General features: G+C 61.9%; 11 protein-coding genes. 6 read left to right on the plus strand and 5 right to left on the minus strand.

The window, feature by feature from the left end; all coding sequences use genetic code 11:
• The first annotated feature begins 53 nt into the window (after positions 1-53).
• Complete coding sequence (gene yedA / locus ACZZ0K_RS00960) at positions 54-989, plus strand: drug/metabolite exporter YedA (protein WP_258707228.1); 936 nt, start codon at positions 54-56, stop codon at positions 987-989.
• 52 nt (positions 990-1,041) lie between these two features.
• On the plus strand, positions 1,042-2,382 hold the full coding sequence (locus tag ACZZ0K_RS00965) for a DEAD/DEAH box helicase (protein WP_150742285.1): 1,341 nt from the start codon (positions 1,042-1,044) through the stop codon (positions 2,380-2,382).
• Between the two features lie 150 nt (positions 2,383-2,532).
• On the opposite strand, the gene ACZZ0K_RS00970 is transcribed toward ACZZ0K_RS00965, so the two are convergent.
• Positions 2,533-3,777 carry a TIGR03862 family flavoprotein gene (locus tag ACZZ0K_RS00970; RefSeq protein WP_258707227.1) on the minus strand — a complete coding sequence of 415 codons (1,245 nt, stop codon included), beginning with the start codon at positions 3,775-3,777 and terminating at the stop codon, positions 2,533-2,535.
• 293 nt (positions 3,778-4,070) lie between these two features.
• Positions 4,071-4,991, minus strand: coding sequence for a histone deacetylase family protein (locus ACZZ0K_RS00975; RefSeq protein WP_150742283.1), 921 nt, complete (start codon positions 4,989-4,991; stop codon positions 4,071-4,073).
• An 82-nt stretch (positions 4,992-5,073) separates the two neighbouring features.
• Between ACZZ0K_RS00975 and ACZZ0K_RS00980 the strand changes: the two genes are divergently transcribed.
• From ACZZ0K_RS00980 to ACZZ0K_RS00990, 3 genes are all read left to right on the plus strand, one after another.
• Positions 5,074-5,643, plus strand: coding sequence for a GNAT family N-acetyltransferase (locus ACZZ0K_RS00980; protein ID WP_024014420.1), 570 nt, complete (start codon positions 5,074-5,076; stop codon positions 5,641-5,643).
• A 111-nt stretch (positions 5,644-5,754) separates the two neighbouring features.
• Positions 5,755-6,624: an acyl-CoA thioesterase II gene (tesB, locus tag ACZZ0K_RS00985; protein WP_122610958.1), complete on the plus strand. Its 870-nt coding sequence runs from the start codon at positions 5,755-5,757 to the stop codon at positions 6,622-6,624.
• Positions 6,621-7,214 (plus strand): HAD family hydrolase, encoded by a 594-nt coding sequence (locus ACZZ0K_RS00990; RefSeq protein WP_056790576.1) that lies wholly within the window; start codon positions 6,621-6,623, stop codon positions 7,212-7,214. The genes tesB and ACZZ0K_RS00990 overlap by 4 nt, the downstream gene beginning before the upstream one ends.
• Positions 7,215-7,347: 133 nt before the next feature.
• On the opposite strand, the gene ACZZ0K_RS00995 is transcribed toward ACZZ0K_RS00990, so the two are convergent.
• Complete coding sequence (locus ACZZ0K_RS00995; RefSeq protein WP_258707226.1) at positions 7,348-8,301, minus strand: alpha/beta fold hydrolase; 954 nt, start codon at positions 8,299-8,301, stop codon at positions 7,348-7,350.
• Positions 8,302-9,186 (minus strand): KPN_02809 family neutral zinc metallopeptidase, encoded by an 885-nt coding sequence (gene ypfJ, locus ACZZ0K_RS01000; RefSeq protein WP_041477755.1) that lies wholly within the window; start codon positions 9,184-9,186, stop codon positions 8,302-8,304.
• A 390-nt stretch (positions 9,187-9,576) separates the two neighbouring features.
• Between ypfJ and ACZZ0K_RS01005 the strand changes: the two genes are divergently transcribed.
• Positions 9,577-10,455, plus strand: a complete 879-nt coding sequence (locus ACZZ0K_RS01005; protein WP_041477756.1) for a DMT family transporter — start codon at positions 9,577-9,579, stop codon at positions 10,453-10,455.
• Positions 10,456-10,575: 120 nt separating this feature from the next.
• Here ACZZ0K_RS01005 and ACZZ0K_RS01010 read toward each other — a convergent pair whose 3' ends face one another.
• Entirely contained in the window at positions 10,576-11,910 is a 1,335-nt protein-coding gene (locus ACZZ0K_RS01010) for an MFS transporter (protein ID WP_041477757.1), read from the minus strand.
• Positions 11,911-12,113 lie beyond the last annotated feature (203 nt).

Below are 12,113 nucleotides of genomic sequence, written 5' to 3' on the forward strand. Positions count from 1 at the left end.
GCGGCAGCCTTTCTAGAATAACCCGTTCACCGAATCTGACTGTCGAGCTGCCCATGCCTGCCTTGCGCCGTTTTTCCCTGCCGTTGATCGCTGCGTTTTTTGCGTTGTACGTGATTTGGGGATCGACCTATCTGGTGATTCGCATTGGCGTCGAATACTGGCCGCCGCTATTGCTGGCCGGGGTGCGCTTTGTCATTGCCGGCAGCTTGATGTATGCCTGGCTGCGCTGGCGCGGGGCTGCGGCGCCGACCTGGGCGCAGTGGAAAGCGGCGGGGCTGGTCGGCATTCTGCTGCTCAGTTTTGGTAATGGCGCGGTCAGCGTGGCCGAGCACACTGGTGTGGCTTCCGGCGTTGCCGCGCTGGCGGTGGCGACGGTGCCACTGTTCACCTTGTTGTTCGGCTACTTCTGGGGCGCGCGCAATACGCGGCTGGAGTGGGCCGGTGTGGCGTTGGGGATTATTGGCATCGCCATGCTCAACATGGGTTCCAACCTGCAATCGAGCCCGCTCGGCGCGATGTTGCTGATCTTCGCGGCGGCGAGCTGGGCGTTCGGTTCGGTATGGAGCAAGCATCTGCCGCTGCCAGCAGGGGCGATGGCCAGCGCTGTGGAAATGCTCGTCGGCGGCGTGGTCTTGCTGATCGGCAGTGCGCTGAGCGGCGAGCACCTGCAAGCCATGCCGCCGCTCGAGGGTTGGCTGGCGCTGGCCTATCTGATCTTCTTTGGCTCAATCATCGCCTTCAATTCCTACATGTATCTGCTCAAACACGTGCGCCCGGCGGCGGCGACCAGTTATGCCTACGTCAACCCGGCGGTGGCGGTGTTGCTCGGCGTGGTGTTTGTCGGCGAGACCATCGGCATCGAAGAAGCGCTGGCGATGCTGGTGATCACCAGCGCCGTGCTGCTGATCAGCCTGCCGCAGTGGCGTCGACCTGCACAGCCACCCGTGGAAGAGGCGAAAGCCGTTCCGACGGAAGCGCGTACGAATTAGGGTAAACTGCGCGGCATTGCATCCCCGCGTCATTTTTTCCTACGGTACTCCCATGACTTTCGCCTCCCTTGGCCTGATCGAACCCTTGCTGCGCTCCCTCGAGACGCTCGGCTACCAGACCCCGACGCCGGTGCAGGCGCAAGCCATTCCGGCGGTGCTGGCCGGTCGCGACCTGATGGCAGCGGCCCAGACCGGCACCGGTAAAACTGCCGGTTTCGCTTTGCCGCTGTTGCAGTTGCTGACCATGGAAGGGCCGAAAGTCACCGCCAATTCGGCGCGTGCGCTGATTCTGGTGCCGACCCGCGAACTGGCCGAGCAGGTCCATGAAGCCGTGCGCCAATACGCCGAGAACCTGCCGCTGCGAACTTATGCGGTGTACGGCGGTGTCAGCATCAACCCGCAGATGATGAAGCTGCGCGGCGGCGTCGATGTGCTGGTCGCCACCCCTGGTCGTTTGATCGACCTGTTCCGCCAGAACGCGCTGAAACTCAATCAGCTGCAAACGCTGGTGCTGGATGAAGCCGATCGTATGCTCGACCTGGGCTTCTCGGAAGAACTGGCGAATATTTACCGCATGCTGCCGAAAAAGCGCCAGACCCTGCTGTTTTCCGCGACCTTCTCCGATGACATCCGCCTGCTCGCCGGGCAGATGCTCAATGATCCGCTGAGCGTCGAGGTCAGCCCGCGCAACGTCGCTGCCAACACGGTCAAGCAGTGGATCGTGACGGTGGACAAGAAGCGCAAGGCCGAACTGTTCGTGCACCTGATGCGCAAGAACAAGTGGAAGCAGGTGCTGGTGTTCGCCAAGACCCGCAACGGCGTCGATGCGCTGGTGGAAAAACTTCAGGGCCTCGGTGTGAATGCTGACGGCATCCATGGCGACAAACCGCAGGCCACGCGCCAGCGCGCGCTGGACCGTTTCAAGCTCAGCGAAGTGCAGATTCTGGTGGCGACCGACGTCGCCGCCCGTGGTCTGGACATCGAAGACCTGCCGCTGGTGGTCAACTTCGATCTGCCGATCGTCGCCGAGGATTACATTCACCGCATCGGCCGCACTGGCCGCGCGGGTGCCACCGGTGAGGCGATTTCGCTGGTGTGTGCCGATGAAGTGAACATGCTCTCGGCCATCGAAATGCTGACGCGGCAGAACCTGAAGCGCCAGAACGAGCCGGATTTCGAACCCGAGCACCGCGTGCCGGACACCGATGCCAGCGGTCAGGTGATCAAGAAGCCGAAGAAACCGAAGAAGCCGAAAGCATCGGGCGGTGGCGGTGGAAAACGCAATCTGGGCAAGTGGGTCGACAGCGGCGAGACCTCGGCACCGGAGCCATCGATCAAGCCGGTGCGCAAAGTGCCGGTGTTCAATACCGGACCGCGTAAGCGCAAGCCTTGATTTGATGAAGCGTTTGTAAGGACGTCTTCGCGAGCAGGCTCGCTCCCACATTGGGGATGCGTTTCCCTGTAGGAGCTGCGGAACGCTGCGATCTTTTGATGTTGATTTTTGAAGATCAAAAGATAGCAGCCTCGTTTCACTCGTCAGCTCCTACAGGGGTTTGTGCTTAAGCCACTGCACAATACCCAACCCAGCCGCCCGCCCGCTGGCAAAACACCCGGTCAGCAAATAGCCTCCGGTCGGCGCTTCCCAGTCGAGCATCTCGCCCGCACAAAACACCCCCGGCAGCGCCTTGAGCATCAAGCGCTCATCCATCGCTTCGAACCTTACGCCACCGGCACTGCTGATCGCTTCATCCAGCGGACGGGTTTTCACCAGTGTCAGCGGCAACGCTTTGATCGCTCGGGCCAGGAGCGCCGGATCGGCGAAGGTTTCGGCATCGGTCAGCTCGCGCAACAACGCTGCTTTAACCCCATCAATCCCCACCTGACTGTGCAGATGCTTGGCCATTGAGCGCGAGCCACGTGGTTTGCTCAGCGCCGCCTGCAATTTATCCACAGGCCGGCCGGGCAGCAGGTCGATGTGGATAACCGCTGCGCCATAGCGGTTGATCGCCTCGCGAATCGGCGCCGACAGGGCGTAAATCAGGCTGCCCTCGATCCCGGTCGCGGTGATCACGCATTCGCCCAGACGCGGGATATCGTCGTTTAACCCGATGGCGATGTTTTTCAGCGGCGCGCCGGCGAACTTGCTCACCATCAGCTCGCTCCAGGCTTGCACCTCGAAGCCGCAATTGCTGGGCTGCAACGGCGCCAGATCCACGCCGCGCTGCTCCAGCGGCAACATCCACGCGCCATCCGAGCCCAGCCGCGACCAACTGCCGCCGCCCAGGGCGAGCAGGGTGGCTTCGGGGTTTACGCTGATTTCGCCTTCCGGGCTGGCGATGCGCAGTGCACCGCTTGCGTCCCAGCCGAGCCAGCGATGGCGTGTGTGGATAACCACGCCACCGTCGCGCAGGCGCTTGAGCCAGGCGCGCAACAGCGGGGCGGCTTTCATGTCGGTGGGGAACACGCGGCCGGAGCTGCCGATGAAGGTTTCGATGCCCAGATCGTGAATCCACTGGCACAAGGCATCGGCATCGAATGCGCGCAGCAGCGGGGCAATTTGCGGTGCGCGTTCAGCGTAGCGGGAGAGAAACGCCGGGTACGCTTCGGAGTGGGTGATGTTCATGCCGCCGACCCCGGCCAGCAGGAACTTGCGCCCCACCGAGGGCATGCCGTCGTACACGTCGACGCGGATTCCGGCCTGGCTCAGCACTTCGGCGGCCATCAGGCCGGCGGGGCCACCGCCGATGATGGCGACGTGGGTGTTGGCGGGGGCGGAATTCTGGGTCATGGGCGTGCGCTGCGGTATGGCGGGACAAGGCGCGCATTCTAACAGCGCTGAACCCTGTGGGAGACCCCATGTGGGAGCGAGCCTGCTCGCGAACGCGGTCTTTCAGTCAATTAGATGTTGTGGCTGCTAAAGCTTTCGCGAGCAGGCTCGCTCCCACCGGGGCTGCGGTGTATTTCGAGGTTGGTTAAAAAATAAACAGTGCGCTGGGCGCCATGCCCAGCCTGGCCTGCAGTCCCTTTCACTCAGGTTATCCACAGCCAGTTCCACAGCCATTGTGGGTAACGCAGCACGTTTCAATGACAGCCGTATGACTCCCAGACCCGTTGCGCGCTGTGATGGAGGATGCCGTGGCGGCGGGCGAGGGCGTGGCGATCCTTGCTGTAGCCGCCGCCGATCACCCCGACCACCGGGATGTCGCGGCCCAGGCAGTGGCGCATCACCCGTTCATCACGCTCGGCTACGCCCTCGTCGGTCAGTTGCAGATAACCGAGGGCATCGTCCTTGTGCACATCAACGCCAGCGTCGTAGAGCACCAGATCCGGTTGATACAGCGGCAACAGGTAATTGAGCGTGTCATCCACCACCTGCAGATAGTCGGCATCGCCCATGCCCTTGGGCAGTGGAATGTCCCAGTCACTTTCGGCTTTGCGTGCGGGAAAATTCTTTTCGCAGTGCAGGGAAACGGTAATCGCCTCCGGCGTGTCGTGCAGAATCCGCGCGGTGCCGTCGCCTTGATGCACGTCGCAATCGAAGATCAGCACGCGATTGACCCGGCCGCTCTGTAACAGGTACTGGCTGATGATCGCCAGGTCATTGAAGATGCAGAAGCCGGCGGGGTAATCGTAGTGAGCGTGATGGGTGCCGCCGGCCAGATGACAGGCCAGGCCATGCTCCAGCGCTTGCTCTGCCGCCAGGATCGAACCGCCCACCGCACGCACGGTGCGTCGCGCCAGCGCCTCGTTCCACGGCAGGCCGAGGCGCCGTTGGTCTTCGCGGGACAACTCGCCGCTCATGTAGCGTTCGATATAGCTGCGGTCATGGGCGAGGGCGAGGATGTCGTTGGGGCAGATCTGCGGGCGCAGCAGGTCGGCGTCGCGGGTCAGGCCGCTGTCGACCAGGTGATCGCGCAACAGACGAAACTTGTCCATGGGGAAGCGGTGCTCCGCAGGAAACTCGGGGCTGTAGTCTTCGTGATAGATCAACGGCAAGGGCATGGCTTGTTTCGCGCAGAACCTGGGAAAGAATGAACGATCCTACCAGCGATGTAGACTCAACGGCATGGAAATGGAGGGGACGATGGAGCCGATACTGGAGCTGCAAAGCGCGCGGTTATTGATGCGTCAGTGGCAGGACGAGGATTTGCCGGCATTCGCCGCGATGTGCGCCGATCCGCAGGTGATGCGCTACTTTCCGGCGCCGTTGACCCGGCTCGAAAGCGCCGCATTGATCGGCCGTGTGCGCGGGCATTTTGCCGAGCACGGCTTTGGCCTGTGGGCGCTGGAGCGCAAGGACACGGGCGAGTTCATCGGTTTCACCGGGTTGGGCGTGGTCGGCTTCGATGCGCCGTTTACCCCGGCGGTGGAGATCGGCTGGCGTCTGGCCAAGGAACATTGGGGCCTGGGTTACGCCAGCGAAGCGGCGTGGACCGCACTTCGCGCGGGTTTCGACCAGTTGAAACTGGAGGAAATCGTCTCGTTTACCGCCGGGCAGAACGCGCAGTCGGAGAAGGTCATGCAAGCGATCGGCATGCATCACGATCCACAGGATGATTTCGATCACCCCAAGCTTGCGCTCGATCACCCGTTGCGCCGCCATGTTCTGTATCGCATCAGCCGCGAACAATGGCTGCAAACCTTGCATGAATAAGCCGACACGGACGTTTACAATGGCCGCCATCGTATTTGGCCCGTGCCAGAACCTGAATCGTCCGCCGCAGCCAAGACTGCGCGGCCATTGCTTTGTGTGAGGAGAGTCTGAATGAGCCAAGTGCTGGAAGATCTGGTCGATCTGCTGACCCTGGAACCGATCGAAGAAAACCTGTTCCGTGGTCGTAGTCAGGATCTGGGGTTCCGCCAGTTGTTCGGCGGTCAGGTGCTCGGCCAGTCGCTGTCGGCGGCCAGTCAGACGGTGGAAGAGGCGCGTCATGTGCACTCGCTGCACGGTTATTTCCTGCGCCCGGGCGATGCCAAGTTGCCGGTGGTCTATTCGGTTGATCGCGTGCGTGATGGCGGCAGTTTCAGCACCCGCCGCGTGACGGCGATCCAGAAGGGCCACCCGATCTTCACGTGCAGCGCTTCGTTCCAGTACGACGAACAAGGCTTCGAGCATCAGGGCCAGATGCCGGCGGTGGTTGGTCCGGAAAACCTGCCCTCGGAACTGGAACTGATCCAGCAGCGAGCGCACCTGATTCCCGAGCACATGCGTGAAAAACTGCTGTGTCCGAAACCGATCGAAGTACGCCCGGTTACCGAAAAAGACCCGTACAACCCGCAACCGGCCGATCCGATCAAATATGTGTGGTTCCGCGCCGACGGCGCCTTGGCCGACATCCCGGCGCTGCACAAATACCTGCTGGCGTATGCCTCGGACTTCGGCCTGCTGACCACTTCGATGCTGCCCCACGGCAAGTCGGTCTGGCAGAAAGACATGCAGGTCGCCAGCCTTGATCACGCGCTGTGGTTCCACAATGATCTGCGCGCCGATGACTGGTTGCTCTACGCGATGGACAGCCCGTGGGCCGGCAACTCCCGTGGTTTTTCCCGTGGCAGCGTGTTCAATCGCGCCGGGCAACTGGTCGCTTCGGTGACTCAGGAAGGTCTGATCCGCCATCGCAAGGACTGGGCATGAGCCTGACCGAGGTTCGTCATTGGGTGTTCGACATGGACGGCACGCTGACTGTCGCCGTGCATGATTTCGCGGCGATTCGCGTGGCACTGGCGATTCCGCCGGAGGACGACATCCTCACCCACCTCGCCGCATTGCCAGCGGATGAAGCAGCGGCCAAGCATGCCTGGTTGCTCGAGCATGAACGCGATCTGGCGCTGGGCTCGACCCCGGCCACCGGCGCGGTGGAGCTGGTGCGCGACCTGCATGCGCGCGGTTATCGCCTCGGCATTCTCACGCGCAATGCGCGGGAGCTGGCGCACGTGACGCTGGAGGCGATCGGCCTGGCCGACTGCTTCGCGGTCGAGGATGTGCTGGGTCGCGACGAAGCACCGCCGAAGCCGCATCCGGGCGGTTTGCTGAAACTGGCCGAGGCCTGGCAAGTGCCGGCCAGTGACATGGTGATGGTCGGCGATTACCGCTTTGATCTGGATTGCGGTCGAGCAGCGGGGGCGCGGACGGTGTTGGTGAACCTGCCGGATAACCCGTGGCCGGAGTTGACCGATTGGCATGCGAAGGATTGTGTCGAGTTGCGGCGGATGCTGCAGGCCTGAGATCGTTGTTGTCTGATCGGACGCCTTCGCGAGCAGGCTCGCTCCCACAGGGGAATGCATTCCGAGTGTGGCATTTATTCCAAATGTGGGAGCGAGCCTGCTCGCGAAGGGGCCGGTGGATTCATTAGAAAACTCACTGATCAAACAAAGCCTTCTGCCCCTCCGCCGACGTCAGCATGCCATCCCCGTCATGCCCGACCCCAGGCACTTCAATCAGCCGCTGATTGACCCCCTCGGGATGCCGGCGCAGTAAGTAGCCGAAATACATTTTTCCGCGCATCAAGCGGTAAGCCCCTTGCGCCTCGGCTGCGCAGCTCTTGTCCAGCGCCGGGTGTTCCGGGTCGACGTCCTGCTGCCCGAGCAGATAAATCACCTCGCGTTTGACGTAAGCGCTCTCGACCTGCAACGGCGTTTGCCCTCCGGCATACACCGGCATGTCCGCCAGGCCGTACTTCCAGCGATTGAAACCCGGGCATTGTGCGTGGTCGAACGCCACTGGCCGCTGCTCGTTGAAGTACGCATAAGAAGAAGGATTGGCCACTACATAGCGCAAGCGAATACCGTTGGCCTTGAGCGCCGGCTGATCCTTGGCCAGCAGGGCGTAACGCTGCACCACCTGACCACCGCCGGAGTGGCCGAAGATCACGATCTGCTTCACGTCCGGAAACTGTTTGCGGTCGCTGAGCCGCGCGACGATTTCGTCCAGCGCCGCGTAGGAACTCAGCGGATTCGGCCCGGTGGACAAGCCGCCGCCCATCCACTCGTTGCCCTGCCAGCGCAGCACCGTCGGCGGCAAGGAATACAGGGTGACGTCGCTTTCATTGAGAAACTGCGGAGCGATCACCAGCGTGTGCGCGGTCTGCCCGGCGAGTTCGGCGGCGCTTTCCGCGCTTTTGCGGTAGGTCTCGGCGTTGCGCAGGCGACCGTGAATGACGATCAGCACCCGCTCGATCTTCTCAGGTGCCGGGCCGATGCCCACTGCCATTTCCCCGGCCTTGAGTTGCAGGCGACCGGCGCTGATCGCGTCGACGCCGGCCGCTTGCGCGGTGCCGGCGATGAACAGTAACGCCACAAGCCATTTATGCATTTACAGGGTTTTCGCCGCGAAGGTGTCGCACTGGCTTACCTGGCCTTGCGCGAATCCGGTTTTGAACCAGCGCACCCTTTGCGCTGACGTACCGTGGGTAAACGAGTCCGGGACCACACGGCCCTGGCCCTGTTGCTGCAAGCGATCATCGCCGATGGCGTTGGCGGCGTTCAAGGCTTCTTCGATGTCGCCGGGCTCCAGCCAGTTCAGGCGTTTCTGCGCGTTATACGCCCAGACGCCGGCGAGACAGTCGGCCTGCAATTCCTGGCGAACCAGCAAGCCGCCGTCGCCTTCCATCTGCCGGCCTTGCTGACGCGCCGCCTGCATCTTCGCCGAGACGCCCAGCAGCGTCTGCACATGGTGTCCGACTTCGTGCGCAATCACGTAAGCCTGAGCGAAATCGCCGGCGGCTTTGAAGCGCTGCGACATTTCCTGAAAGAAGGCCATGTCCAGATAGACCTTCTGGTCTGCCGGGCAATAGAACGGGCCGGTGGCAGAAGTGGCCATGCCGCACGCGGAGTTCACTCGATTGCTGAACAGCACCAGTGTCGGGTCTTTGTATTGGCGTCCGGCCTGCTGGAAGATCGGACCCCAGGTGTCTTCGGTGTCGCCAAGGATCGAACGGACGAATTCGGCCTGTTCATCATTGGCCGGTGGCGCCTGACGGGTTTGCGAGGAGGGCGCCGGTTGGTCCATCTGGCCGGTCAACTGGCCGAGGATCTGCATCGGGTCCTGGCCGGTGAGCCAGCCGATGCCGACAATCAGCACGATGGCCGTCAGGCTCAGGCCCTTGCCGCCACCGAAGCGCATGCCGCCGCCACCGCCTGCGTCATCACCCCGGGCGTCGACGACGTTGTCACTGCGTCGGCCTTTTTTCCATAGCATGTGGGAATCCTCTTTATTGCCGGTGATGAATCTGCTGGTGATGAGTGTTGCCGCTGTGTGAGTGTGGCGCCAGTCCGGTCGTCCGTCCATGCACACGCGCCCACATGGTGCGGGCCTGGTATTGACGGTCGAGCGGGCCGTGAATTCAATCCCGAGTGGAATTTCTTCCGTCGAATTCATGAACCCGCTGTTTCGACGGCAGTCTGTGATGTTGCACACTGGCCGGACGCCGAAGTGGCGGGAATCTTGCCTCAGGGTTTTGCCTGGCGGCGGTTTCCCGGCGAAGAAGAGTGCAACCTGTGCGGTTGCTGAAAGCTCGGCCGACTATGATTGCCACAACGATTGCCGCCAGCGCGAACGCTCGCCCGGGTATTTTTTCAGAGATTGCCAATGACCGTCAGCACCCCGCTCTCCGGTGTCAACCAGCCCTTCAAGGGGATTCTGCTGATTGTCGTGGCGACGTTCCTGTTTTCCAGCCACGACGCCTTGTCGAAATACCTCTCCGGTTTTTATCCGATCGTGATGGTGGTGTGGGCGCGCTATGTGGTGCACACCTTGTTGATGGCGGGGATTTTCCTGCCGCAGTCCGGTTTGCGCGTGCTGCGCACCAAGAAACCGTTATGGCAGCTCGCCCGTGCCCTGTGTCTGCTCGGCACCAGCCTGTTTTTCACCACGGCGCTGCTGTACATCCCGCTGGCGGAAGCCACGGCGGTCAACTTTCTCGCGCCGGTACTGGTGACGGCGTTATCGGTGCCGCTGCTCAAGGAACGAGTGACGCGCGGGCAGTGGATCGCGGTGATCTGCGGCTTCATCGGCGTGCTGATCATCGTCCACCCGGGCGGCGAACTGTTCACCCCGGCAATCCTGCTGCCGTTCTGCTCGGCGCTGTTCTTCTGCTTCTACCAGCTGCTGACGCGCAAGCTCGCCGAAGTGGACAGCCCGACCACCAGCAACTTCTTTGCCGGGCTGTGCAATACCTTGGTGATGAGCGCGCTGGTGCCGTTCTTCTGGCAGGTGCCGACGTTGCCTCATGCCGCGCTGATGCTGGCGCTGGGCAGTTGCGGGATGACTGCGCACTTGTTTCTGACTCAGGCCTTCCGTCACGCCGCGCCGGCATTGCTGGCGCCGTTCGGCTATTGCCAGATCGTCTTTGCCGGATTGTTGGGCTGGCTGCTGTTCAATCACACACCGAGCGGGTTGACGGTGATCGGTATTGCGGTGATCTGTTGCAGCGGATTGGCGGCAGCGTGGCAGCAGAGCCGGCGCTAAGGGGGAGCAAAGATCCCTTGTAGGAGCTGACGAGTGAAACGAGGCTGCGATCTTTGATCTTAAACAGCAAGATCAAAAGATCGCAGCGTTCCGCAGCTCCTACAGGGGCGATTTAGCGGGTTATTCGACGGTCGGAATCTTGCGCGGTGCCATGAAGTACATCCACGTCAGTGCGAGGAAGTACATTGCAGGGATCAGCGTGAACAGCACCGTGTAGTTGTTGTTGGTAACGGTGAGGATGTGGCCGACGATCTGGGTCATGAACATCCCGCCGATCGCCGCGCACATGCCGCCGAAGCCGAACACCGTGCTCATCATGTGCTTGGGCGTGTAGTCCATCACCAGGCTCCAGATGTTCGCAGTCCAGGCCTGATGCGCGCCGATCGCCAGCGAGATCGCCGCCACCGCCACCCACAGATTCGCCGAGCCGGCGGCCATGACCACGCCGATGATGCAGCAGGCAAACAGCAACATCGACAGCAGCCGCGCCTTGATCGAGTTCATCCCGCGACCGATCAGGAACGAGGACAGAATCCCGCCGCCGACACTGCCGAAGTCAGCCGTGACGTAGATGATGATCAGCGGAATACCCATCTGCGTGACGTTGATGCCGAGGTTGTATTGCTGATTGAGAAACGGCGGCAGCCAGTACAGATAGAACCAGAACACCGGCGCGGTCAGCGAGTAAGCGAGGGCGAAGGCCCAGGTGCCGCGCATGCGCAGGATCTTGCTGAACGGCACGCGGGCCTGTTCCGGTTCGACTTGCTGCTGGATGTAATCGAGTTCCGACTGTTTAACCGTCGGGTGATCTTCCGGATTGAAATACTTCAAGCCCCAGAACAGCAGCCAGATGCCGCCGAGTGCCGCCATGCACAGGAACGCCGCTTGCCAGCCCCACACGTGCAGGACCAGTGGCAGCAGCATCGGCGTGAACATCGCGCCGACGTTGGTGCCGGCGTTGAAGATGCCGGTAGCGACAGCGCGTTCACCGGCCGGGAACCACAGGCGCGTGGTTTTCACACAGGCCGGGTAGTTGGCCGCTTCCGTCAGGCCGAGGATGAAGCGGCAGACCATGAAGCCGACTGCCGAGGTCGCCAGGCCATGGGCGCCAGTGGCCAGGCTCCAGAGCAGTACGGCGCAGAAGAACACGCGCTTGACGCCGACCCGGTCGATCAGGCGTCCCTGCAGGACAAAACCGATCGCGTAGCCGACCTGAAACCAGAAGTTGATGTTGGCGTAGTCCATCGCCGTCCAGCTCATTTCCTTGGCGAGGATCGGCTGCATGACGCCGAGGGCGGCGCGGTCGATGTAGTTGAGGGTGGTGGCAAAAAACACCAGCGCCAGCATGCCCCAGCGGGTCTTGCCGACAGCCATGGCGCCGCGGATCTTGTCGCCTATGCCACCCGTGGCAGTGCTCATGGCCGGAGCCATGCGGGAAGTCTGTGAAGGAATCATGTGTTCCACCCGTTTTTGGATTTGTTATTTGGTGTTCTTTTCTGTCGAACACCTTGCCCGGTGGTTAGTGGCCGGACTCGATGTGCAACCGATGTTGGGCAGTGAACAAAAAATCGTCAATTCGCCAAATCGCCTTAGTGTTCGATAATCGCACGCAAAACTAACCGGGTAGTACACTTTAAATTGCTGCGCGCAGGGATGCA

Source organism: Pseudomonas sp. AC255, from assembly GCF_979258175.1.

What these genes read in the sequence shown, in the direction of transcription:
- ACZZ0K_RS00995 (WP_258707226.1), bottom strand. Translation starts at nt 8,301, where the DNA reads ATGCATAAATGGCTTGTGGCGTTACTGTTCATCGCCGGCACCGCGCAA.
- tesB (WP_122610958.1), top strand. Translation starts at nt 5,755, where the DNA reads ATGAGCCAAGTGCTGGAAGATCTGGTCGATCTGCTGACCCTGGAACCG.
- ACZZ0K_RS00965 (WP_150742285.1), top strand. Translation starts at nt 1,042, where the DNA reads ATGACTTTCGCCTCCCTTGGCCTGATCGAACCCTTGCTGCGCTCCCTC.
- ypfJ (WP_041477755.1), bottom strand. Translation starts at nt 9,186, where the DNA reads ATGCTATGGAAAAAAGGCCGACGCAGTGACAACGTCGTCGACGCCCGG.
- ACZZ0K_RS00980 (WP_024014420.1), top strand. Translation starts at nt 5,074, where the DNA reads ATGGAGCCGATACTGGAGCTGCAAAGCGCGCGGTTATTGATGCGTCAG.
- ACZZ0K_RS01010 (WP_041477757.1), bottom strand. Translation starts at nt 11,910, where the DNA reads ATGATTCCTTCACAGACTTCCCGCATGGCTCCGGCCATGAGCACTGCC.
- ACZZ0K_RS00990 (WP_056790576.1), top strand. Translation starts at nt 6,621, where the DNA reads ATGAGCCTGACCGAGGTTCGTCATTGGGTGTTCGACATGGACGGCACG.
- ACZZ0K_RS01005 (WP_041477756.1), top strand. Translation starts at nt 9,577, where the DNA reads ATGACCGTCAGCACCCCGCTCTCCGGTGTCAACCAGCCCTTCAAGGGG.
- ACZZ0K_RS00975 (WP_150742283.1), bottom strand. Translation starts at nt 4,991, where the DNA reads ATGCCCTTGCCGTTGATCTATCACGAAGACTACAGCCCCGAGTTTCCT.
- yedA (WP_258707228.1), top strand. Translation starts at nt 54, where the DNA reads ATGCCTGCCTTGCGCCGTTTTTCCCTGCCGTTGATCGCTGCGTTTTTT.
- ACZZ0K_RS00970 (WP_258707227.1), bottom strand. Translation starts at nt 3,777, where the DNA reads ATGACCCAGAATTCCGCCCCCGCCAACACCCACGTCGCCATCATCGGC.